Source organism: Shewanella sp. Koi 1 (assembly GCF_052907445.1).
Map to the genome: position 1 here is coordinate 1,902,063 of NZ_JBREJM010000001.1, position 24,104 is coordinate 1,926,166.

At 48.0% G+C, this 24,104-nt stretch carries 17 protein-coding genes and 8 tRNA genes; 17 read left to right on the forward strand and 8 right to left on the reverse strand.

Annotated features, from left to right (window positions below):
• Positions 1-27: 27 nt before the first annotated feature.
• The 9 genes from ACUZ8J_RS08365 to ACUZ8J_RS08405 all read left to right on the forward strand — a co-directional run bounded on the left by ACUZ8J_RS08365 (position 28) and on the right by ACUZ8J_RS08405 (position 2,246).
• A tRNA-Lys gene (locus ACUZ8J_RS08365) sits at positions 28-103 on the forward strand.
• A gap of 35 nt (positions 104-138) precedes the next feature.
• Positions 139-214: transfer RNA gene (locus ACUZ8J_RS08370), tRNA-Lys, on the forward strand.
• A gap of 37 nt (positions 215-251) precedes the next feature.
• Positions 252-327 (forward strand) — tRNA-Lys (locus tag ACUZ8J_RS08375).
• 37 nt (positions 328-364) lie between these two features.
• A tRNA-Lys gene (locus ACUZ8J_RS08380) sits at positions 365-455 on the forward strand.
• Positions 456-489: 34 nt separating this feature from the next.
• Positions 490-565 (forward strand) — tRNA-Lys (locus tag ACUZ8J_RS08385).
• A gap of 37 nt (positions 566-602) precedes the next feature.
• Positions 603-693: transfer RNA gene (locus tag ACUZ8J_RS08390), tRNA-Lys, on the forward strand.
• A 34-nt stretch (positions 694-727) separates the two neighbouring features.
• Positions 728-803, forward strand: a tRNA-Lys gene (locus ACUZ8J_RS08395).
• A 35-nt stretch (positions 804-838) separates the two neighbouring features.
• Positions 839-914: transfer RNA gene (locus ACUZ8J_RS08400), tRNA-Lys, on the forward strand.
• A gap of 168 nt (positions 915-1,082) precedes the next feature.
• The gene (locus ACUZ8J_RS08405) at positions 1,083-2,246 is read left to right on the forward strand and encodes a DcaP family trimeric outer membrane transporter (protein ID WP_374919503.1); all 1,164 of its coding nucleotides are present in this window, start codon (positions 1,083-1,085) and stop codon (positions 2,244-2,246) included.
• A 57-nt stretch (positions 2,247-2,303) separates the two neighbouring features.
• Here ACUZ8J_RS08405 and ACUZ8J_RS08410 read toward each other — a convergent pair whose 3' ends face one another.
• The 3 genes from ACUZ8J_RS08410 to acs all read right to left on the reverse strand — a co-directional run bounded on the left by ACUZ8J_RS08410 (position 2,304) and on the right by acs (position 6,576).
• Positions 2,304-2,564: a GrxA family glutaredoxin gene (locus tag ACUZ8J_RS08410; protein WP_011072684.1), complete on the reverse strand. Its 261-nt coding sequence runs from the start codon at positions 2,562-2,564 to the stop codon at positions 2,304-2,306.
• 60 nt (positions 2,565-2,624) lie between these two features.
• The gene (locus ACUZ8J_RS08415) at positions 2,625-4,397 is read right to left on the reverse strand and encodes a DEAD/DEAH box helicase family protein (protein WP_446693559.1); all 1,773 of its coding nucleotides are present in this window, start codon (positions 4,395-4,397) and stop codon (positions 2,625-2,627) included.
• A 226-nt stretch (positions 4,398-4,623) separates the two neighbouring features.
• Positions 4,624-6,576 (reverse strand): acetate--CoA ligase, encoded by a 1,953-nt coding sequence (acs, locus tag ACUZ8J_RS08420; RefSeq protein WP_086902146.1) that lies wholly within the window; start codon positions 6,574-6,576, stop codon positions 4,624-4,626.
• A gap of 175 nt (positions 6,577-6,751) precedes the next feature.
• Between acs and ACUZ8J_RS08425 the strand changes: the two genes are divergently transcribed.
• Positions 6,752-10,189 carry a hybrid sensor histidine kinase/response regulator gene (locus tag ACUZ8J_RS08425; RefSeq protein WP_446693560.1) on the forward strand — a complete coding sequence of 1,146 codons (3,438 nt, stop codon included), beginning with the start codon at positions 6,752-6,754 and terminating at the stop codon, positions 10,187-10,189.
• 21 nt (positions 10,190-10,210) lie between these two features.
• On the opposite strand, the gene bioA is transcribed toward ACUZ8J_RS08425, so the two are convergent.
• Positions 10,211-11,569 (reverse strand): adenosylmethionine--8-amino-7-oxononanoate transaminase, encoded by a 1,359-nt coding sequence (gene bioA / locus ACUZ8J_RS08430; protein WP_446693561.1) that lies wholly within the window; start codon positions 11,567-11,569, stop codon positions 10,211-10,213.
• A gap of 122 nt (positions 11,570-11,691) precedes the next feature.
• On the opposite strand from bioA, the gene bioB reads away from it, so the two are divergent.
• The 4 genes from bioB (at position 11,692) to bioD (ending at position 15,960) form a co-directional block, all read left to right on the forward strand.
• A complete protein-coding gene (gene bioB / locus ACUZ8J_RS08435) occupies positions 11,692-12,744 on the forward strand; it encodes a biotin synthase BioB (protein WP_011623120.1) in 1,053 nt (350 codons plus the stop codon).
• Between the two features lie 218 nt (positions 12,745-12,962).
• On the forward strand, positions 12,963-14,183 hold the full coding sequence (locus tag ACUZ8J_RS08440; RefSeq protein WP_446693562.1) for an aminotransferase class I/II-fold pyridoxal phosphate-dependent enzyme: 1,221 nt from the start codon (positions 12,963-12,965) through the stop codon (positions 14,181-14,183).
• Positions 14,184-14,344: 161 nt separating this feature from the next.
• Positions 14,345-15,211: a malonyl-ACP O-methyltransferase BioC gene (gene bioC, locus ACUZ8J_RS08445; RefSeq protein WP_446694920.1), complete on the forward strand. Its 867-nt coding sequence runs from the start codon at positions 14,345-14,347 to the stop codon at positions 15,209-15,211.
• A gap of 53 nt (positions 15,212-15,264) precedes the next feature.
• Positions 15,265-15,960 (forward strand): dethiobiotin synthase, encoded by a 696-nt coding sequence (bioD, locus tag ACUZ8J_RS08450; protein ID WP_446693563.1) that lies wholly within the window; start codon positions 15,265-15,267, stop codon positions 15,958-15,960.
• A gap of 82 nt (positions 15,961-16,042) precedes the next feature.
• Here the strand turns inward: bioD and ACUZ8J_RS08455 are convergent, their stop codons facing one another.
• From ACUZ8J_RS08455 to pepE, 3 genes are all read right to left on the reverse strand, one after another.
• Entirely contained in the window at positions 16,043-17,011 is a 969-nt protein-coding gene (locus ACUZ8J_RS08455; protein WP_086902139.1) for a DUF3187 family protein, read from the reverse strand.
• Positions 17,012-17,686: 675 nt separating this feature from the next.
• Entirely contained in the window at positions 17,687-19,270 is a 1,584-nt protein-coding gene (locus ACUZ8J_RS08460; protein ID WP_109285688.1) for a glucan biosynthesis protein G, read from the reverse strand.
• Between the two features lie 408 nt (positions 19,271-19,678).
• Positions 19,679-20,389, reverse strand: a complete 711-nt coding sequence (gene pepE / locus ACUZ8J_RS08465; RefSeq protein ID WP_086902137.1) for a dipeptidase PepE — start codon at positions 20,387-20,389, stop codon at positions 19,679-19,681.
• Between the two features lie 287 nt (positions 20,390-20,676).
• On the opposite strand from pepE, the gene htpX reads away from it, so the two are divergent.
• Together htpX and cctA are read left to right on the forward strand one after the other, a co-directional pair.
• Entirely contained in the window at positions 20,677-21,540 is an 864-nt protein-coding gene (htpX, locus tag ACUZ8J_RS08470) for a protease HtpX (RefSeq protein WP_011717429.1), read from the forward strand.
• Between the two features lie 324 nt (positions 21,541-21,864).
• Entirely contained in the window at positions 21,865-22,215 is a 351-nt protein-coding gene (cctA, locus tag ACUZ8J_RS08475) for a tetraheme c-type cytochrome CctA (RefSeq protein ID WP_086902136.1), read from the forward strand.
• 71 nt (positions 22,216-22,286) lie between these two features.
• On the opposite strand, the gene ACUZ8J_RS08480 is transcribed toward cctA, so the two are convergent.
• Positions 22,287-23,033, reverse strand: a complete 747-nt coding sequence (locus tag ACUZ8J_RS08480) for a cytochrome b/b6 domain-containing protein (RefSeq protein WP_446693564.1) — start codon at positions 23,031-23,033, stop codon at positions 22,287-22,289.
• A 295-nt stretch (positions 23,034-23,328) separates the two neighbouring features.
• Between ACUZ8J_RS08480 and ACUZ8J_RS08485 the strand changes: the two genes are divergently transcribed.
• Positions 23,329-23,964, forward strand: coding sequence for a LuxR C-terminal-related transcriptional regulator (locus ACUZ8J_RS08485; RefSeq protein ID WP_011717426.1), 636 nt, complete (start codon positions 23,329-23,331; stop codon positions 23,962-23,964).
• Positions 23,965-24,104 lie beyond the last annotated feature (140 nt).

Consider the following 24,104-nt stretch of genomic DNA (forward strand, 5'->3'; position numbering starts at 1 on the left):
CGGTATTTGAAGTGTTGTAAATAAGATGGGTCGTTAGCTCAGTCGGTAGAGCAGTTGGCTTTTAACCAATTGGTCGAAGGTTCGAATCCTTCACGACCCACCACTTTTCTGACAGTGTAAAATTCAGAATCCTTAGATGGGTCGTTAGCTCAGTCGGTAGAGCAGTTGGCTTTTAACCAATTGGTCGAAGGTTCGAATCCTTCACGACCCACCACTTTACTGAAAGTGAATAAATCAGCGCAAAAACAGATGGGTCGTTAGCTCAGTCGGTAGAGCAGTTGGCTTTTAACCAATTGGTCGAAGGTTCGAATCCTTCACGACCCACCACTTTACTGAAAGTGAATAAATCAGCGCCAAAATAGACGGGTCGTTAGCTCAGTCGCTTTTTTTATAAAGCTAGGGCAGTTGGCATTTAACCAATCAGTCGAATGGTTTAAATCCTTCACGATTCGCCACTTTTCTGAGAGTGTAAAATTCAGAGTCCTAGATGGGTCGTTAGCTCAGTCGGTAGAGCAGTTGGCTTTTAACCAATTGGTCGAAGGTTCGAATCCTTCACGACCCACCACTTTACTGAAAGTGAATAAATCAGTGCAAAAACAGATGGGTCGTTAGCTCACTCGCTTTTTTTATAAAGCTAGGGCAGTTGGCTTTTAACCAATCAGTCGAATGGTTTAAATCCTTCACGATTCGCCACTTTTCTGGAAGTGTAAAATTCAGAGTCCTAGATGGGTCGTTAGCTCAGTCGGTAGAGCAGTTGGCTTTTAACCAATTGGTCGAAGGTTCGAATCCTTCACGACCCACCACTTTTCTGAGAGTGTAAAATTCAGAGTCCTTAAATGGGTCGTTAGCTCAGTCGGTAGAGCAGTTGGCTTTTAACCAATTGGTCGAAGGTTCGAATCCTTCACGACCCACCACTCTTAAATTCCCCTAGTAAACTCTTCCTCATCTTGTAATCACAAAGTATTTTCGCTTTATTTTTAGCATTTTCTACTTTTGTCTCATAGACTTATTGCCAATGTTGCTCGCTTGTTAAATTGTCCATATTGGCTGCGGACAAATAATAACAACTGGGGAAACATAAAATGAAACAAGCAAAACTTAGCTTGCTTTACTCTGCAACCTTATTGGCATTTATGGGCTCTGCCAATGCGGCTTCTTTAAAAAATACTGACGTTGAATTTGGTGGCTATATCAAGGCGGACGTAATGTTCAGCGATTATGGCAATGGGGCACCAGATTCGGGGGATTTATCCCGTCAGTTTTATGTACCGGGTACCATTTACGGTAAAGAAGGCAATGGTAACCAAGTGGTGGATTTCCAAGCCCGTGAGACGCGATTCAATTTCAAAGCGGCAACGGATCTTGATGGCCATAGCTTATCGGGCTTTATTGAGCTGGATTTTATGACCCACACAGATGGTAATGAGCGGGTGTCTAACAGCTATTCACCACGTATCCGCCATGCCTATGTGTCCTATGATAATTGGACCGTAGGTCAAACCTGGACCACATTTCAAAACCCTGCTGCCTTGCCTGAAAACCTCGACTTTGTGGGTGCTGCAGATGGTACGCCCTTTGTGCGCCAATCGTTACTGCGTTATACCCATGGTAATTTCCAATTTGCGATAGAAAACCCTGAAACAACGGTAACACCGAACCAAGGTGGTGCACGCATCACCAGTGGTAATGGTGTCGTGCCTGATGTGGTGGCGAGATACAATCTCAAGACGGACGGTGGTGCTTCATTCTCGTTTGCGGGTATTGCTCGTCAACTCAATTTAGAAACCAAAATCGGTACGACCCAAATCGATAGTTCGAGCTTCGGTTACGGCGCCAGTGTGGCGGGGATTATTCCCATTGGTAAAGATGATCTGCGCTTTACCGCAACCTATGGTGACGGTTTAGGGCGTTATATGGCGCTTAACTATATTAATGCCGGCGTGTTAGACGCGAGCGGTGATATTGAATCCATTCGTACCTTCGGTGGCTTTGTGTCCTACCGTCATTGGTGGAACGAACAGTGGCGCACCAGTGTGACATTCTCTGGCATGCAAGCGGATAATGATGTGGCTTTAACAGGCACAGGGGTGAATAAGGATGCCTATTCTGGCTATATCAACCTGTTGTATTCCCCGAGCAAACCACTGACCTTTGGCGTGGAATATATGTACGCCCAGAATAGTAAAGAGAATGGTGATGATGGTGATTTAAGCCGGATCATCTTCTCGGCGAAGTATGTGCTCTAAGGTTTTATATAGATAAATAAAAGGAGACCTCAGGTCTCCTTTTACATCACATTAGGATTAACCTAACAGATTGTTATCGCGAACATATTGTTCGAAATCGGTGCAACCACCTACGTGTTTTTCATCAACGAAGATCTGTGGCACAGTTTCGACTGGCTTGCCGACAGTCTTCTCGAGATCCGCTTTAGAAATCCCTTCGGCGTGGATATCCACGTATCTAAATTTAAAGTCATCACGTTTTTCAACGAGTTGCTCTGACAGTTGTACTGCTCGCACGCAATAAGGACAGCCAGGACGGCCAAAAATAACAACGTACATAATAGCTCCTTAGGATTACTTTAAGCGTTTTATACCATAGCGCTAACCGAATTGATAATGTCAGATGTGTTTATTTTCAGTTTGATAGCGCCCTTGGTAATCGAAATAGCTTTCGAGCAGATCCCAGCCTTTTTTATGCTTTTTCAGCAGTAACAGATCTGGCATCCGAAAGGCGGCACTATCGGCAATCACCTCAGACACTTTTTTGTATTGCTTAGGTTTTAGGCCCGGCGTGCGGCTATGGGGGAAAATAAATAGCGCATACAAGGCTCGCCATTGGGCGGGTGTTTGCAGTTTAAAGCGCCGATTAAACTCGTTTCCTTCAATATCCAGATATTGCACCTTAAGATCGCCCGCATCATCCATTAACGTCATATGCTGGCAGCGGAACAGATGATGGTGTTGCTTATTCAATACTTGCTTAAGGCGTTTATCGGGATCGATTAAGGTCGACTGGCAATGCTGGCAAATACGCGCTGCTATGTCGTTCTCTTGTCCGCAATCGGGACAGGATTTAGATCTAAATCGAAAGTCACATTGCTGCTTTTGCCCATGATGCTCGACTATGCCCTGACAGCGACGGCCAAAGTGTTCGATAATATCGCCATCATTGTCAGTTAATCCCCAAAAGATATTAGCAAACTGGCAGAGAGGGCAGTGCACTTGTACCGGAACCGACTTGCTATTGGGTTTGGCTTGACCTACTTCTGGAAAATACAAATCATAGCCATTGGCAGCGTAATCAATCACTAAACAATCTTTTTTACCTTCACAGATCCTAAGACCGCGGCCAATCATTTGTTGAAACAAACTCACCGATGCGGTGGGGCGTAAAATCGCAATCAAATCCACATGGGGCGCATCGAATCCGGTGGTCAATACCGCGACGTTGACAAGGAACTTAAGTTCTCTGGCTTTAAAGCGCTCGATAAGTTCATCACGTTCATTATCTGGCGTTTGCGCCGTGACGATTGCCGTTTCCTCGCTGTGCTCCTTGTTAAGCTGGCTGACAATTTCTTCTGCATGGCGCACTGTTGCCGCAAAAATAATGATCCCCTGGCGATGGTGACTCAGTTCAATCAGTTGTTTCACAATCGCCGTTGTCGCACGCCCAGCGTGATTCAGCAGCGCATTGACTTGGGCCTCGGGATATTCGCCATTTTCATTGGGCTTGATTTGGCTGAAGTCATATTGGGCGCTTAAACCATCAAATAAAGTGGGCGCGGTTAAATAGCCTTGTTTAATCAGCGGACGGATGGGGAGCTCGAAAATACACTGATCGAAGATCCCAAGTTCAGGCGAGCCGACTTTGCCGTGGTAGTGGCGTTTGTAAATCCAACCAGTCCCTAGCCGATAGGGAGTGGCCGTCAGGCCTAATAATTTGAGCTTGGGGTTACGCTCTTGTAAATGACTTAAGAGTTGCTGATATTGGCTGGTTTTTTCGAGGCTGACTCTGTGGCACTCATCGATAATCACTAACGAGAAGAGCTCATCGAATTGAGTTAAGGCGCGCGCGGCGGATTGGATACTGGCCACGACGGTTTTGCCGTCAGTCGATTTTTGATTTAACCCAGCGGAGTAAATGCTGGCCTCAGTCGTCAGTAATCCGACCTTTTGTGCGTTTTGGGCAACCAGTTCCTTCACATGGGTTAAAACCAGCACTCGTCCTCTGGCGATGCGGGCCAGCTCGGCAATAACGATACTTTTTCCGGCACCCGTTGGTAGCACTAACACGGCGGAATCGGTGCTTTTTTTAAAATGCGCGATGGCGGCATCGACGGCTTGTTGCTGATAATCCCTGAGGGTAACGCTTGGGCTGGAATTAACTGACACGCTGCTAGATATTCTTGGTCGACTGAGTTTGGCGCCAAGCTTAACACAGAACCAAAAAAATGCCCCTTGGTTGGAGGGGCAACTAAGAGAAAGGGGCAATCAGGCACTTTCTCAACAGGGTTTGCTTCATTTAAAGGAACCAGTACTCGACGGAGTCAGGTTCAAACGTACAGGAGCTAAAGCAGCGCTTAACCGCGATAAATCACGATTAAGCGCGGGATAACGATTACTCGTTACGATTCAAGCGAGTTTCAATCAAGGTCTCAATCACGGCTGGATCGGCCAGTGTTGACGCATCACCTAAGTTGGTCACTTCGTTTGCGGCAATCTTACGCAGGAAGCGGCGCATGATTTTGCCAGAACGGGTCTTAGGTAATCCTGTTGCCCACTGGATAAGATCCGGTGTGGCTAGGGCGCCAATTTCTTTGCGAACCCATTGGCGCAGCTCTTGGCGAAGTTCTTCACTCTCTTCTGTGCCACGGGTTAAGGTCACATAAGCGTAAATACCTTGGCCTTTAATATCATGGGGATAGCCCACAACTGCGGCTTCAGCGACCAGTTCGTGTGATACCAGTGCACTTTCTACTTCAGCGGTACCTAATCTGTGGCCGGAGACGTTAATCACATCGTCCACACGGCCAGTGATCCAGTAGTAACCGTCTTCATCCCGGCGCGCGCCGTCACCGGTAAAGTACATGCCACGGAAGGTTTTGAAGTAGGTCAGTACGAAGCGTTCATGGTCGCCATAAACGGTACGCATTTGGCCTGGCCATGAGTCGAGCAGCACTAAGTTACCTTCGGTTGCGCCTTCTAAAATGTTACCCATGTTGTCCACGAGCGCCGGTTGTACCCCAAAGAAAGGGCGAGTTGCCGAGCCGGGTTTGGTATCGGTTGCGCCGGGTAATGGCGTAATCAAAATGCCGCCAGTTTCGGTTTGCCACCAGGTATCGACAATCGGGCAATGTTCATGGCCGATGACCTCGTGGTACCAGCGCCAAGCTTCTGGGTTGATAGGTTCACCCACTGAGCCCATGATGCGCAGCGAGCTGCCATCATACTTGTCAAAATGCTGTTTACCTTCGGCCATCAGTGCACGGATAAGTGTCGGCGCGGTATAGAGAATATTCACCTTGTGACGGTCAATCATCTCGCCTAAACGCGCAGGGCTTGGGTAATTAGGGATCCCCTCGTGGATAAGCACGGTCGCACCGTTCGCGAGTGGGCCGTACACCATGTAGGAATGACCCGTGATCCAACCCACGTCTGCGGTACACCAGTAAATCTCACCGGGTTTGTAATCAAACACATACTCGTGGGTCATAGAGGCATACACCATATAACCGCCGGTGGTGTGTAATACGCCCTTGGGATTACCGGTTGAGCCTGAGGTATAAAGTAAGAAGAGTGGATCTTCGGCGCCCATTTCTTCAATGGCGCAGTGCTCGGATGCGGTTTCAACTAGTGAGTGCCACCACACATCGCGGCCTTCTACCCAATCAACCTTGCCGCCAGTACGTTTAAGTACGATTACCTTCTCAACGCTAGTGACATCGGGATGCTTGAGCGCATCGTCGATGTTGCGCTTGAGTGGGATCGCACGACCACCACGCATACCTTCGTCGGCGGTGATAACCACTTTAGATTTACCGTCGATGACCCGTGAAGCGATAGAATCGGGTGAGAAGCCACCAAAGACCACCGAGTGCACGGCACCGATGCGGGCACAGGCCAACATAGCCACCGCCGCTTCTGGCACCATTGGCATATAAATGGTCACAATATCGCCACGACGCACGCCTTGGCTGCGTAGGGCGTTGGCAAACTTACACACTTGAGTGTGCAGCTCACCGTAAGTGATTTTACGTTGTTCGCTGGCGTTATCGCCTTCCCAAATGATGGCAACGCGGTCGCTGTGTTCTGCTAGATGGCGATCTAAGCAGTTGGCCGAGGCGTTTAGGGTGCCGTCGTAGAACCAGTTAATCGATAAGTTATGATCGTCAAAAGTGGTTTTTTTGATTTTAGTGTATGGCTTTATCCAATCGATCCGTTTGCCGTGCTCTCTCCAGAAACCCTCTGGATTGACAATCGACTCTTGGTACATTTTTTTATATTGATCGTTATTTACAAGTGCATTGGCAGCGATATTGCCGGAGACTTTGTAGAGAGACTGCGAGCTCATAGGGCTTCCCTTTCTAAAAATTGCGTAGTCTGAGTATGGTATGCAAGGGGCTGGCAACTCCATTAGACCTTGGTCTAGTTTTAAAATTTCCTTTATATTTAGGCTGTTGCACTCGAAAATCTGGCTAGATTTCAGCCATTATTTATCGCACAATAATGGAAAAAAAGAGCAAAATATGAATCTAACCTTAGTCGTCGCCGTTATTGCTATTTGTTATGTCTCACTTTTATTCCTTTTAGCCTGGGGCGCGGAGCGTTGGTTTAGCGGCGTGACCAAGAAGCTGCAGGTCGGCATTTATGGTTTAAGTCTGGCGGTTTATTGTTCTTCCTGGAGCTTTTTAGGCACGGTTGGGCAGTCGGCTAATGATTTTTGGTCCTTCATCCCGATTTTTATCGGCCCAATTATTATTTTCACCTTAGGTTTTGGCATGCTGCGCAAGATGGTCCTCGTGTCCAAGGCGCAAAATATTACCTCGGTCGCCGACTTTATCGCCGCCCGTTACGGTAAGTCACAAACCTTAGCGGCCATTGTTACCCTCATCGCGCTATTTGGCATCATGCCCTACATTGCCCTGCAACTTAAGGCGATGGTGTTTAGCCTTAACTTGTTTCAGCCAGCAGACGATCCTTTAAACGGCATTACTATTCCTTTACTTATCACAGCATTGCTGGCGATTTTTGCCATTCTATTTGGAACGCGTAAGCTCGACGCCACCGAGCATAACCCCGGCATGATGCTGGCGATTGCCTTTGAATCGTTAGTCAAACTGGCGGCGTTTTTGCTGGTGGGGATTGTGATTAGCTTTGGCGTGTTCGACGGTTTTGGTGATATCTGGCAGCAGGCTAGCGAAAAGGCATTAATTAATTACCCAAATCCTCGAATCGAAGCCTTAATGCCTGAGCTGCTCGTCGGCATGGCGGCGTTTTTATGTATGCCGCGGCAATTCCACGTGATGGTGGTGGAGTGTGCCGATGAGTCGGTGTTGTCCAAGGGGCGCTGGTTATTTCCGCTGTATTTAGCCTTATTTGGCTTATTCGTTGGGCCACTGGCTTTGGCGGGAAAAGTAATCCTCGGTGATAGCGTTGCCGCCGATACTTATGTGATCAATTTACCGCTTGCCTTAGATCATCCATTGCTCGCCGTCATTGCGCTGTTAGGCACTTTATCTGCGGCAACCGGCATGGTGATTGTGGCGGTAGTGACGATAAGCGTGATGGTGAGTAACGAGTGGTTGGTGCCAGTGATGCTGCGCACGGGTAATATCCGTGAGAAAAACTTTAGCCAGTTTTCACAGATGCTGTTAAATGCGCGCCGCCTTGCCATCGTCATTATCCTTGGTTTGGGGTATGGCAGTTATCTGGCGCTCGCCGACAGTGACTCGCTATCACACCTTGGGATGTTATCCTTCGGGGCGTTTGCCCAATTAGCGCCAGCGCTGGTGGGTGGGCTCTATTGGAAACACGGTAATCGCGCCGGGGTGTTTTTAGGCTTGAGTGTGGGTTTTGGCCTGTGGTTTTACATCATGCTAAGCGGCATGAATGACGGCCAAAATGTGGCGACCTTATTGTCGAGTAATATCGATCTGTTAGATGCCATTACCCCCAATGTGCGCGATGCCCTCACTGCCTTGTTCGCCAATATTGCCTGCTATATCTTAGGCTCGATTTGGTTTAGGGCAGGAGTGGCCGAGCGTATTCAAGCCAGTGCCTTTGTCAGCCCGGGTAAGCTTAAAAATAATGCCAATAAGAAAAATGGCCCTATCTCCCAGCAGGATCTGCTGATCTTAGCCAGCCGCTTTGTTAGCCCAACCCGCGCCTATGAAAGCTTTAGCCGATTCTCCACCGAGGCGGTTAAGAGTGACAGCTGGCACAAGGCTGCGACACCTGAGCTTATCGCCCACACCGAACGTTTACTCGCCGGTGTGCTTGGCGCTTCCAGTGCCTCCTTGGTGATGGACTCGGTGTTACAGGGGCGCGACTTGGCCTTGGATGAAGTCTTTAGCCTAGTGGATGAAGCCTCATCCAAAATCATGCTCAGCCAAGATATGCTGCGCGGGGCTATCGAGCATGCCTATGAAGGGATGAGCGTTATCGACAGCGACCTCAACTTGGTGGCATGGAACTACAAATACGTCGAGCTGTATCAATATCCTGAAGGATTTTTACAGCAAGGCATGCCGATTGGCGAAGTGATCCGCTTTAACGCGGCGCGGGGATATTGCGGCGAGGGGGATATTGAGTCGCAGGTCGAAAAACGCGTGCAGCATATGCGTAACGGCACGCCGCATACCTCAGAGCGGCAACGTAAAGACGGCAAAGTGATTAAAATTCAAGGTAATCCTATGCCCGATGGCGGCTTTGTGATGACCTTTACCGACATTACTCAATACCGTGAGCAGGAGCGCGCTTTGCTTGAGGCCAATGAAACCCTCGAATCACGCGTCAAAGAGCGTACCTACGAGTTAGCCATGCTAAACAGTGAGTTACTTGAGGCCAAGGCGCAGGAAGAAATGGCGAACGCTTCTAAGAGTCGTTTCTTAGCGGCGGTAGGGCACGACTTAATGCAACCCTTGAATGCGGCGAGATTGTTTACCGCATCTTTGTCCCAGTATCCTAATTTGGACCGCGAGGCGCGCACCACCTTATCCCATGTGAATAGCTCGCTCAAAACCGCAGGTGAGTTACTTACTGACTTATTGGATATTTCGAAGCTGGATTCCGGCATGGTGGAAGTCAATCGCCGCGATTTTGCCATATCCGAGCTGCTCAATGGTCTGTCAGTCGAATTTGAGGCGATGGCGGCGGACAATCAAATTCGCTTTAAGATGATCCCCTGTAGCGCGACGGTTAACTCCGATCCTTCGCTACTGCGGCGCGTGCTGCAAAACTTCTTAACCAATGCTTACCGTTATGCCCGTGGTGGACGGGTGCTGTTTGGCTGTCGCCATCGTGGCAGTGAGTTAGAGATCCAAGTATTGGACACGGGCTGCGGGATTGATGAGCACGAAACCCGCGAAATTTTCAAAGAGTTTAAGCGCTTAAATAATCCACGTAGTAAAAGCGTCAGCGGCCTCGGCCTAGGGCTGGCGATTGCCGATAGGATCAGCCGGGTGCTGAATCACGGGATCCAAGTGTCGTCGCAATTGGGACGAGGCTCAGTGTTTTCTATCTGCGTGCCCCTAGGGGAAACCGTGCGTCAGCCGCAGGTGAAGGCTTTGCCATCTCTATTGCAACCTTTGTCAGGGATTAAAGTCCTGTGTATCGACAACGAAGAAGCTATTTTAGCGGGGCTTGAGAGTCTACTCAGCCGCTGGCAGTGCGAGGTGATATGCGCCAAAGACTTGTCCGATGCGCGAATAAAACTAGGCCTGAAAGGGGTGGCGCCAGACATAGTGTTAGCGGATTTCCACTTGGACGATGGCCAAAACGGCGTCGATGCGATGGATGGGATCCGGGCGCTCTATGGCAAAGAGTTACCAGGGATTTTAATCACCGCCAATACTCGTAAAGAGTTGGTGGAGGATGTGCAGCGCCGCGGTTATCACTACATGGCGAAAATGATTAAACCGGCGGCGCTGCGAGCCTTGATCTCAAGCCTTGTCAAAAAGGCTTAATGACCAATGTGTTAGCCACATTTAACCGTGGCTGATGGTGATGCTTTCATTCGCAAGTACCTCGGTTTGAGCGGCCTGTGGCGGCGTAATCGTCGCTGCCACTTGCTTCATCGCCCGAGTCAGTTGTGTCAGCTGCTCGGGGCTTATCACATAGGGCGGCATAATATAAATTAGGTTGGCAAAGGGGCGCACCCATACGCCTAAGTCAACAAATTGCTGCTGCAGCGCCGCGGTATTGACCGCTTGGTGCATTTCGAGCACGCCGACCGCGCCGAGCACGCGCACCTCTTTCACGCTGGGAATATCGATGGCATCGGCAAGCTCGCGCTGCATTTGCTGCTCGATGGCGGCAACCAGCGCTGGCCACTCCTGCTGATTGATCAGATCTAAGCTTGCGCAGGCGGCAGCGCAGGCGAGGGGATTGCCCATAAATGTCGGGCCATGCATAAAGACACCTGCGGGCGATTGGCTAATGCCTTGGGCGACGTTATCTGTGCATAAGGTGGCGGCAAGGCTGATATAACCCCCCGTTAAGGCTTTGCCTAGGCAGAGAATGTCGGGCATGATATCGGCATGTTCATAGGCAAATAACTTACCGGTTCGGCCAAAACCCGTGGCGATTTCATCGAGGATAAGCAGCACATTATATTCATCACACAGGGCACGCAGGCCGCGTAAATATTCGCTGCTGTAGAATCGCATTCCCCCTGCGCCCTGCATAATCGGCTCGATAATCACGGCGGCAATCTCTTGATGTTGCTCGCGTAAAATACGCTGCATTGGCGCTAAATCATCTTGGCCTAATGGCTCGCCGAAGGGCGTTTGCGGCGCGTCGACAAAACACTGTTTCGTTACAGCCTCGCCAAACATGGTATGCATGCCCCCTTCGGGATCGCAGACACTCATGGCGGCAAAGGTATCGCCATGGTATCCCTTTTTCACCGTGAGAATGCGCTGTTTTTGGGCCTTTTGCGCTAAAGGCAAATCTTGCCCCTGCCAATATTGCAGCGCCATTTTGATGGCAACTTCAACGGCAATTGAGCCCGAGTCGCACAGAAAGACTTTAGTAAGGGGCTCGCAGGTCATCGCCAGCAGTTTTTTACAGAGTGTAATGGCGGGCTTGTGGGTAATGCCGCCAAACATGACATGGCTGAGTTGCTGCAGTTGCTGCTCCATCGCCGCTAATATCGCCGGGTGTCCATAACCATGTACGCAGGCCCACCATGAGCTGGTGCCATCGATAAGCTTACGGCCATCGACCAATTCCAGCTCGCAGCCTTGGGCACTGTGTACCCCAAAAACAGGAAGTGCGTGGGTCATTGAAGTATAAGGATGCCAAATATGGGCGCTATCAAAATCAAAATCGAGTAAATTGCGCATAAAAGCTCACAGTGTTGATTAAAAAATAATCAGTGGTAAACCTGTATCACTGGTTGGCGTTGACAGTTTAAGGGCTGAGGTTATCCTAGCCAAGGTAAAATACAAAAATAAAAGGGTGTTCAATGTCGCAGTTGCAAGTTCGTCATGATTGGAAGCGGGAAGAAATCGAAGCCTTATTTGCGCTGCCGATGAATGACTTATTATTTAAAGCACACAGTATCCACCGTGAAGTGTACGATCCTAACGAAGTGCAGATCAGCCGCTTATTGTCGATCAAAACCGGTGCTTGTCCTGAGGATTGTAAATATTGTCCGCAGAGTGCGCGTTACGACACTGGCCTTGAAAAAGAGCGCCTATTGGCGATGGAAACCGTATTGACCGAAGCGCGCAGTGCTAAAGCCGCGGGCGCTTCTCGTTTCTGTATGGGCGCCGCTTGGCGTAACCCGAAAGATAAAGACATGCCATACCTCAAGCAAATGGTGCAAGAGGTGAAAGCCCTCGGCATGGAAACCTGCATGACCTTAGGCATGCTTAGTGCCGAGCAAGCCAATGAGCTGGCCGATGCCGGCCTTGATTATTACAACCACAATTTAGATACCTCGCCTGAATATTACGGCGATGTGATCACCACCCGTACCTATCAAAACCGTTTAGATACCTTAAGCCACGTGCGCGCATCGGGCATGAAAGTCTGCTCTGGCGGTATTGTTGGCATGGGCGAAAAGGCCACAGACAGAGCGGGTTTATTGCAACAACTGGCGAATTTGCCTCAGCATCCTGATTCTGTGCCCATTAACATGTTGGTCAAAGTGGCGGGCACTCCCTTCGAAAAACTCGATGATTTAGATCCGCTGGAGTTTGTCCGTACCATCGCCGTGGCGCGTATTTTAATGCCTAAGTCCCGAGTGCGTTTATCGGCGGGCCGTGAAAACATGACTGACGAACTGCAGGCCATGTGTTTCTTTGCGGGGGCGAACTCGATTTTCTACGGCTGCAAGTTACTGACGACGCCAAACCCTGAAGAAAGTGATGATATGGGCCTGTTCCGCCGTCTGGGCTTACGCCCTGAGCAGGGCGCTGCTGCAACTATCGATGATGAACAAGCGGTCTTAGCCAAAGCTGCGGCCCACCAAGATAAAGCCTCGGCACCTTTTTATGATGCGGCGGCGCTGTAACTAAGACTTATCGCTTCAGTAAAACTCGCTCTTTGGACTTGTGCTTCGTTAAGCGGCGAAGCGCAGGCCCCAAAGAGGATGTGGGCGGCGAGACTCTGCGAGAATTTAGCCGTCGTTATGCCAGAGGCTAAGCGAATAACGAGTCAAGACGCCGAGTAAACCTGCAAAGTAAAATGCACAGCAAGACAAGTTGAGCAAGATAAAGTTGAGTAAGAAAAATGAGTTCACCACTCACCTCTAAACTGGAGGCAAAAATCCTCGCCCGTCAGCAGGCGTTAGCCGAGCAAGGCTTACTTAGGCAGCGTCAGGCACTGTCGTGCGCGGCAGCACTCAGTGAGGATGGCCCTCAGTTTGACTTAGCGGATCGGCACTATCTTAACTTCAGCAGCAATGATTACTTAGGGCTATCCCGTGCTCCCGAATTGGCCGAGGCGCTGCACCTTGGCGCTAAGCAATATGGCGTTGGTAGCGGCGCATCACCGCTGGTGACGGGCTACAGCGAGGCGCATTTGGCGCTAGAAACTAAGCTGTGCCAGATGACGGGATTTGAGGCGGCACTACTCTTTAGCTCAGGGTTTAGCGCCAATACCACCTTGTGTAAGACCTTATTCGATAAGCAGGATGTGGTGCTGGCCGATAAACTGGTCCATGCATCGATTATCGATGGATTGCGCGACAGCGGTGCGGATTTTAAGCGTTTTTTGCATAACGCCACCGATAGCGCCGAGCGCCTATTAGCGAAAAACGCCGTTTCAGCCTTGATCACTGAGAGTGTGTTCAGCATGGATGGCGATATCGCGCCGATTCCGGCGTTATCCGCACTTTGCCGAGCACATAAGGCTTGGTTAATTGTCGATGATGCCCATGGTTTTGGCGTGGTGGATGCTGTGAGTGCTCAAGTTGAGTCGACTTTAGCTTCCAACCTTATCGATATCCAGATAGTGACCTTTGGTAAGGCGTTAGGTTGTCAGGGAGCCGCGATCCTCGGGAGTCGGCAGTTGATTGAATTTCTCGTAAGCAATGCGCGGGAATATATCTATTCCACCGCCTTGTCGCCCGCCAATGCGGCCCTTGCCTTGGCCGCTGTTGAATACGCAGAGGCCCATCCTGAGCTTAAGCAAAAATTGCAGAGCAATATCTTATTGTTCAAGCAGTTGTGCCAAGATGCTGACATTCCACTCTTAGGTAGCGACACTGCGATTCAACCTTTGATAATTGGGGATGCGGCGCAAACCTTGCTGGTGGCGGAAAAGCTTAAAGCATTAGGCATTTGGGTCGGCGCCATTCGTCCACCCACAGTGCCCGTCGGCTCGGCAAGATTGCGCATTACCTTAAGTGCATCCCATAGCGAGGCGGCAATACGGCGCTGCGTCAATGGGATTGCCACTGTGCTGGCCGAGTGCGTACTGCCGAGGGTTTCTGAGCGGCCTGAACGGTAAGCCAGTGTTTGATTCAGAATATCCGGTGAATGGCAGGGCACTTCAATGCTCGAGTATTGAGAGCTTGAAGATAAGAGCTTGATGATAAGAGTCTGAAAGTAAGAGCTTGAACGTAAAAGCTTATAAGTAAAAGTTTGATGTTAAAGTGAGAATAATCTGTGATGTCTATGCCGCTTGGCGTGAGTGTTAATTCCCATCAATCTGCCAGTCAGGTCGAGCATATTGCCGATAGGTTTTCTGCTGCGGCTAAGCACTATCAAGAGCATGACTGTTTACAGCGTTTAAGCGGCGCGAGTTTGTTGCAGGGATTTGCTGCCAAAGGCGCAATTCTTGATATTGGCGCAGGGCCGGGAACCGATTTCGCTAACCGAGCAATTGGCGAGGAGATGAGGGTTTATGCCCTCGATATCGCCCTGGGGATGCTGCAACAACTTCAAGCGACTTTTGCTAGCTACCTATGCGTGTGCGGTAATGCCGAGCAACTCCCCTTTGCCGATGGCAGTATCGATAGTATTTACTCCAATTTAGCCCTGCAGTGGTGCCAGGATTTTCCGGCTGCGACCCGCGAAATGGCTAGAGTCTTAAAATCCGGTGGAGAAGCGCATCTGAGTATCGTGGCCGAAGGCAGTCTGGCGCAGTTATCCCATCTTGGTTTGAGGGTGAACGGTTTTCTCTCCCTTGAAAGCTTAAAAGCGGCCTTTGATACCTCTGAGTGGCAGTTGTTTGATGTCCAACTTGTGCCAATGACCGTCTATTTTCACGACCTTAAAACCTTGCTCTATTCCATTAAAGGTGTGGGCGCATCGGTACAATCCTTTGCCCAATCATCTATAGAGCCATCAATGTCAGCAGAGCAGGGGAGTGATATATCAGTATCTGGCTCCCACTCCCACTTAGGCAAATTGCGTGGCCGTCGCGATTGGCAGGCTTTACAGCAACGTGCTGAGCAGTTTCGTGAAACACAGGGCCTGCCTTTAACTTATCAAATTGCCCAATTTCGTGTACGTCGCCAAGGCGGCTCGGTATAAGACGCTAGGCCATGACTTGGCGCGTTATTGGTACAGCTTTACAAGGAAAAATCATGTTTTTTGTAACGGGAACAGATACCGACAGCGGTAAAACCTTAGTGTCGACGACGCTTTTAACCGCATTCAATCGTGAAGCTGCTCGTACAGGTGCTGCACACTTAAGCCTTGGGGTAAAACCTGTTGCATCGGGTTGTGAAACCACAGAGCTGGGTTTACGTAACAGTGATGCGTTGAAACTGATGTCGGCCTCATCTTTAAAGCTTAACTATGAGCAGGTCAACCCAGTGAGTTTTGAGCCTGCCATCGCACCGCATATAGCGGCAAAACAGCTGGGGATTAACATATCGCCAGAGGCGATTTTGGCAAAACTCGACAGACAAGCCTTTGAACAGGCTGATTTTTGCTTGATAGAAGGTGCGGGCGGCTGGCGTTTACCCTTAGGGGACGGACGCTATTTATCGGAATTAGTGCAGCAGCTTAATTTAGAGGTGATCTTGGTCGTGGGGATGAAACTTGGCTGCCTAAATCATGCCTTATTAACCCAAGAGGCGATAATAGCCGATGGCTTAACCGTTGCGGGTTGGGTGGCAAACTGTGTCGATCCCAATATGAGCGTGTTCGATGAAAACTTAGCATCGCTCAAAGAGATGATGACAGCACCATTTCTTGGTTGTATTCCTCATCTTACACAAGCGGATGCGGAACATGCCGCCAACTTTATCGATATCCAGCCCTTATTGCTGAAATAAGCTTATTCAACTAATAAGTTTGATATAAAAACAGAGGCTATATCGCCTCTGTTTTTGTTAGCATAGCTTTAAAATATTGTGATTATAATTTAACGCGATACCCAATATTAAAGGCAATGTCAGTGCTGTTATCCATATTGAAATAATTTTCAACGATGGCGAACTCTATTGCACTATTGTCTAAGTAATAGCGGTAGCCGAGTAATATCTCATTTGAGGCTTTTGAAAAATCATTTTCGGTTTCGAGTAACCCTTGGTAATGATGCAGTTCAATTAACCAACCATGGCGCCCCGTGATATATTCATAGCCTAAATTAACAGTATAAGCATGATTATCGTAGCGGATCCCTGAAAGCACCTCATTCCCCTGCCTAAAACTGACGGCAGCGGTGGAGTGAAAATAATGATTGGCATAGCGGAAACTGTAATTAAGCTGCAGTGCTTGTTCAAAGGCCTCATTTTCAAAGGGGCCAGTGTCGACATAGTTATAATATAAACTGCCGCCAAGAGATAAGCCGTGGTGTGAGTTCTCAAATAATTGATAGCCAAGATAAAGCGTTATCGCATTATTTAAGGTTTCCCCCGAAATGTTTTGCTGATTAATTCCATCCTTGGAGAAGATTTGATTCTGATGTTTAGCGGCATCTTCGCGGCCATTTTGGCTAAATCCAAATGCATCATGGAACCACATAGTCACTGAGTCTAAGTGATTATCACCACTAAAGCGCCAGTGATAGCTTGTGTCTAACAGCCATTTATCGTTGATTTGCCAGGAGAGCCCGCCTTCGAGGGTGTTATGGTAATAATCGGCAAAGTAATCATCGGTTTCAGCCCAGACGCTGGCGGCACTGGCGGAGAGGTGTAACTCTTTTTGTCCTTCGGGTAAGGAGAATCCCGAGCGTAACATTGGGGTCAAACTGCCCGCTTGGGTCGGAGATTGCGCATAGCTGCGTAGTGGGCCGTAATCGTGATAATCGACAGTGTTAGCAAAGGCATTAGGCACCAGCAGCAACGAAAGCGCGAGTGTTGGTTTTAGAGGTAACAATGGCATAGCGTAAATATCCACCCACTTTATTAAAAATAGAGTCGGTTCGATGGTTGATGAAACTGAATATTGCGAGCAAAGAAAGTGCGCACGCAATAGAAATTAAAATGTTAATTATTGTGGCGAAATTAACATTTTAATTTCATTTAGAGCAGTGTGTAGCAAAGTAATACGATCGCAAGCCAAATAACACGCCCCAGCATGGGGAGTGAATACAGGGCGAGTAATACACTCATAATTAACAATATTGTTGTTGGCTTACGCAAATATGCAGCCGTTAATATGGGTAACTTCATTTTATCTCTGACATATTCATGATGCGAAATATAACAAAAACTGAATATGGTGAGCGCAATAGATAGATATCTTATAAAAACGTGATTTGTGCAAGTATTCAGTTGCTTTGAGGGGCTAATATAACGCCGTAGGATTGGGGAGTAAATCTTATGAGCCGTGAAATAGGATTCAAAAACTGGAACTGAAAATCCCTATTTTTGTTAGATAAAAATAATCCTATTTATTCCGCAAAATACTGTGATAAGTCAGCGGAAATATTAAACCGCTTAACTGTAAGGTTATTAACTGAGTATTGCAATATCAATTTTCCCCATAAAAAACGCCGGACTTCCGGCGTTTTTTATGGTGTTAAGTAAAGCGATAATCGAGTGTTAGCTTATTAGCCTAGGGCCAATCATCACTGTTCCAGCGATACAACCAAGTAGCGGCAAGGGGCTTTTCATCTTTACGCAGTTGAATTCTGAGCTCTGCCACATTGGTGCTTTCAGGTTCAAAGGTCACGAAAACGCGAGCACCATTGATATCGGGATGAGCCACTATGCGGGAAGACAGAATTTTGCCTTTGCTGATACTGGCATCAATGGCAATTTTTTCAATCTCTTGCGGCTTGATATTGCTGTAATCGATCAGCAACTCTTTACCTTTCGCTTGTTTTTGTCCCTTAGAGCTGCGAACCACTCGAGCCTTAGTGTTGGCACTAGGGCTATCGTTAGACGCCGTGATGCGATAGGAATAGCGATAGGGCTCGCCTTGCTTTAAGCCGCCCTGAGGCTCCCAGTAGGTGACGATATTGTCGTTGGTTTCGGCGCTCGATGGGATTTCCAGCAGCACTAACTGGCCTTTACCCCAATCGTTTAGCGGTTCAATCCAAGCGGAAGGACGTTGCTGATAGTTTGCGCTCAGATCTTCATAGTAATCGAAGTTACGATGACGTTGGATTAAGCCAAAACCTTTGATGTCCTCGTCGCCAAAGGCGCTGATCTGCAATTTATTTGGGTTATTAAGTGGGCGCCATAAGCGCTCGCCATTTCCGCGATCGATTTGTAATCCTTCGGAGTTATGTACCGCAGGACGATAGTCTGGCTTATCTGAAGTATCTAACCCGCCATAGAGGAACATCGAGGTCAGCGGTGCGAGGCCCACATGGGCGATGTCTCTGCGTGGGAATAGCGTGACATCCACTTCGACCCGCGTTGGCGCGCCAGGGTAAATACCAAAGCGGTAGGCCCCAGTAACGCTCTGACTGTCTAACAGCGCATGCACCACAATGGCGGTTTGATACTTAGAGGGGCGCTCTACCCAAAAACGCTTGAATAATGGATATTCTTCACCTTTGGGCTGGGCCACATCGATAGCCAGCCCACGGTTAGATAAGCCATAAATTTGTCCTTTAGACAGCGCTCTAAAATAGCTCGCGCCTTGGAACATGATGAACTCGTCTTTTACCTCATCGTCATTGATAGGGTAGTGCAGACGCACGCCCGCATATTGGCCAACCTGAGTGAGTAATTTTTCAATGGCGCCATTAGGGACACTAAAGGAATACTCAGTTAGCTCGATGGGCAAGGCTTGGCTGTTTTCAACTACATCGATATCCACGAGGTTTTTGTATAAAAAACCGGGGGCAAAGAGTTGTACCGAAAACTTAGTGGGAGTGCCGCCCCAAATCGCGGCGTTTTCTTGATAATTAATTTTGCCGTAGGTGGCGTAATCAAGATCAATGAGCTCTTTGGGGGCTTTTCTTGCTTCTTTAAACGGTTTTTGTGCCAGTTGCTGAGCCAGTTCAATGACAGTGTCATGGGAGAAGGCCTTGGCTTTTTTCTCTGGGGTCGAGTCGGCACCATAGGCAGGGATTAAACTGCTGATGCCCACCATACAAGCGAGTAAAGAACCGAGAAAAAACCGCGGTTGGCTCGTTTTTCGCTGTGTGATAGGGGCTAAATGATTGATTGTTGAATGCAGTCGCAAAATAGGAACTCCTCACTTCAATGGGCTAAGGTGCAAGATTGGCACCCGTAACGTGCCCAAAACTCCCGATTTATAAATCACTTAGAATGCATTAGTTCGGGAAGTGCTTAGGGGTGGATAAAAATTTAATCTTGTTAATCAAAGTGTTCGACAACGAAATTAGAGCAGTTACTTAAGTGGTGCAAGTATTTTCTCCCGCAGGATAAGTGCTGACCTTATCGGTTAAAGCATCAGGTAGCTTGGGTGTTAACTTGGGATATTACTGCTATCCGGTTTCACCGCACGAGGTATAGAGGCCTCTTTTATATGATATTTTGCGGCATTTTATCGGCCAGCAAGTCTGATGACAAACTCACACTCGGTGGCCGATATTAGCAGATTAGCTGAGGCAATGCCGCCGAATAGATCTTATTTCAGTAAATGGGATAAATCGCTTCCTACAGGGATAGGGATCTCTTGCTGCTCACCACTGAATAAATAGGCTGGGTTGTCACCGAGCAGGGATAAAGTGTCTCCTTGACGCCAGAGTGCGCTGCCTTCGACGATACCAACAACTGGGGTGATAGGATCGACACGGGTGAATTCGAGTAAGCGCTGGGCGCGGGTTTCGCCGTTATGTCCCGGAGCGCGGTAGTTCGAATAATGTGGATTTAACTGAAACGGCACAATATTTAACGCGGTAAACGACGGCGGCTCGATAATCGGCATATCGTTGGTGGTGCGAATGCTCAATCCAGAGACGTTAGAGCCCGCGCTCCAACCAATATAAGGTTTACCATTCAGAACTTCTTCACGGATAAGATGCACTAAATCGTACTTATAGAGCTCGTGTAATAAATGGAAGGTGTTGCCGCCACCGATCAAAATGCCGTCGGCATCTTTAATCGCTTGGCGCGGATCAGGATGTTGATGAATGCCGCTGATATCGAGCCTGAGTTCGCTTAATCCCGCCACGACTGAGGCCAAATAAGTGTCGTAACTCATGCTGACACCGGCATAGGGGATAAAGATCCATTTTTGGGCGTTAGCGGTGAGCGGTTTGATAAAGGGAATCGCATGGGAAAGGTAAGGCGTATCACCGACGCGAGAACTGCTCAGTAGTAGGGCATTGACTGTCATTTTTTTATCCTGAAATCTCGGAATGTGCTGGCATGTTAACAAAGTTTAATCGCGATAAACATAGATAAACACACATGAATTTGGCTGTAATGCTGACAGAGCCTAGATTTAAGCTTGGATTAATATACTGTCCCTAGACTCACGAGCCATGAAAGGCAATGTCTAAATTGAGAGAAAAATTAGCGAGTAGAAAAACTCTTATCTTTACCCCTTGAATTTCGATTAATTGGACATATTATGTCTTTGAGCAAAGTTAAATGGCATGTGTTTGCCGTAAAGGAGCTGAAATGAAGCGTATTTTTTTATTGATTGCGACTAACCTAGCCGTGTTGCTGGTAGCCTCAATTGTGATGTCTATTCTGGGCGTGAATACGTCTACTATGGGTGGACTACTTGTGTTCGCTGCGATTTTTGGATTCGGCGGAGCCTTCATCAGCTTAGCCATTTCAAAATGGATGGCGAAAAAGACTATGGGTTGTGAAGTGATCACCACGCCACGTGATAGCACTGAGCGTTGGTTATTAGACACTGTTGCCCGCCAAGCGCAGCAAGCTGGAATTAAAATGCCAGAAGTGGCAATTTACCAATCGCCAGAGATGAACGCTTTTGCCACAGGCCCAAGTAAAGACAACTCATTAGTTGCCGTGAGTACCGGTCTGTTGTACGGCATGAGCCAAGATGAAGTTGAAGGGGTACTTGCCCACGAAGTGAGCCACGTTGCTAACGGCGATATGGTGACACTGACCTTAATTCAAGGCGTGGTGAACACCTTTGTTATCTTTGCTGCGCGTGTTGTTGCGGGCATTATCAATAACTTCGTCTCGAGCAACGACGAAGAAGGTGAAGGTTTAGGCATGTTCGCTTATATGGCGGTCGTGTTTGTCCTCGACATGTTGTTTGGTATCTTGGCCTCGATTATCGTGGCTTACTTCTCACGCATCCGTGAATACCGCGCAGACGAAGGTGCAGCACGTTTAGCGGGTAAGCATAAGATGATTGCAGCGCTTGAGCGTTTACGCCAAGGCCCTGAAAGCTCAGCAATGCCTGCGCAAATGTCTGCCTTCGGTATTAACGGCAAGCGTTCAATGGCAGAGCTGATGATGAGCCACCCGCCATTAGAGAAGCGTATCGCCGCTTTACAGACCCGTTAATTGAGGCTGTAAGATCAAAAAAGGAGACCTAGCGTCTCCTTTTTTATTGGGGCTTTTCTTTTTCTACGGATTAGGCTAGGGCCGTTTTTAGTTGTGAGCGATAGGTTAAGTCAATGTAAAACTCTTATATAAGCATGTGGTTACATGATGCAGCGCACATTTTACCCCTTGGTATATTGATAAAGTTACTTTGCATTAAGATTGGGTTGCTTATTGCTCAATCCTTAGCTAAGTTAAATCGAGTCGTGCTATTTACATTGGTTGCGAGATGGAAGTCACCCTGACAAGAATTTCCACTGTCAATCGCCATTGGAGGATACAATTGTGAGCAAAAAACTATTAAGTGCGCTTTTCGGGGCAAGTCTTGCAGCGCTGGCGCTGTCACCAACCGCATTTGCCGCGGATCAAAAATTATCAGACTTCCATGCTGAGTCAGGTGGTTGTGAAAGCTGTCATAAGGATGGTACGCCTTCTGCTGATGGTGCTTTCGAATTTGAACAATGTCAAAGCTGCCACGGCTCTTTGGCTGAAATGGACGCAGTACATAAGCCACACGATGGCAACTTAGTTTGTGCTGACTGCCACGCTCCTCATGATATGAACGTAGGTCAAAAACCTACCTGTGAAAGCTGCCATGATGATGGTCGTACTCCAGACTCTATCCTGAAGAAGTAATCACTACTTCGGTATAAGCTTGATAAAAAACGCCAGCAATTGCTGGCGTTTTTTTATATGCATGATTTATCTCACTCGTCCTTGGGTTGCCCTTGGATCAGTTTTTTGCCGGAAAACATGGCCGAAATGATCCCAGGTTGACGTTTGATTTCGGTATAGACCACCGCAAATACATGCAGCACGATCAGGAGCATTAATAAATACACTGCGTATACGTGGACTTCACCGGCCAGCCCCTTCATGGGCTTGATGGCATTGGCTTTATCGGTATCTACGCCCGTGGCATCGTAGGGTTTTAAACTACTCGGGTCGACATTCGCTGCCGCTAAATACTGTTGTACTGTGCTGCCGAGCGGTGGATAGTAAATATCAGTGCCAGCGCGGATCAGGCCAGTAAACATTATAGTGACCAATAAGAGCATGATGGCGAGCACGGCAAATTTTCCCTTAGGATTGTGGCCTAGGTATTGGGGATTTTTACCCGCAGCAAGCTCTGTTTTATAGGTTTGTAACTCGGCCTTGCTATTGGCATTGGGGAACATATGGCTAAAGCGGGCGTATTTATTGCCCATAAACCCCCACACTAAGCGGATAAGTAAATTAATCGCAAAGCCATAGCCAATGATGACATGCAGGGTTTTAAGCCCGATTTTGCCGGAGAGTTCGGTTATGCCTAAATCGCTGCGAAACATCATCATGCCACCCACAATCAGTAGGGCGAGCACGAGGAGCAGATTGATCCAATGAAACAGGCGGGTCGGTCTGTCCCATACCCGATATGATTTCATTTCGACTGGGATTGGTTGTTGATTTGACATAATATTTCCTTATTATTTATGTTGATTTATCTTACGCCTTTCAATCATGAATAGCGCATTATTTTCAGTTTAGATTCAGCCTTCTGATTGACAATACTCAATGCTAAAGTTGCAGAAGTTTTTGATTTGCGTACGGTAAATATTTTTATCGTAAGTCTTTTGAATCTGTTTTATCTAATGCTAATATCGTGTGCACGGTAGACTTGGAAGTCTATTGAACGGATGTTGAAGTGGTATTGAGAGATGTTTCTCCTCTCAAAATGAATAATCGTTAACCAGACAGGGAGTGAGCAGGATGTTCAAAATATTACATTGGATTGTAGTGTCAAGATCGCAAGTTCTGATGGAATTACTGGCCGGACGCTGGCCGCAGGAGTTTCTCGTTAAGCTGTCCCAAGTCAGCCCAGACGAGATGTGCGATCAAATCAAAGATAACCAAGCTTCCATGGTGGTGATTGACCTTTCCACCGTCGATCTTCAAAAAGCCTATCAATTTCAACGCTTGCTTGCCCGCGAACACCCGAGTGTGCGAGTCGTTTATATCCAGTTCCCTAAACAGGTTGATGCCCGTTTCTTAATGCAAGCCTCGACTACGGCAGGGGTGTTTTATCTGGATGCAGGACTGACTGAAATCAGCCTTGGCCTCTCCAACATCCTGCGTGGACACAGAGTGATCCCTATCCAATTGGTGAATGGGGTGAATGATGACTTTGGACTGTTCGAAGATACCGAGCCATTAACTATCCGTGAGCGCGAAGTGTTACAAGCCCTGCTGTCTGGCAGCACTAACCTCGATATCGCCAATCAATTGTTTGTGAGTGAAAGCACCATTAAGACTCACTTGTACCGTGTCTTCCGTAAGATTGGTGTGTCGAGCCGTGGTCAAGCCATCGCTTGGGCGCAAACCTATTTACACGATGTGGTGGTGTAACCCATTGTTGATGGGTCGCTAAGCTAATATTCAATTGCACAAACAAAGAAACAAATAGAAAGGGGCAATCGTCGATACGATTGCCCCTTTTGTGCTTTATGGATTAAGACTAATGCACTAAAAACTAGTGCATTAAAGAC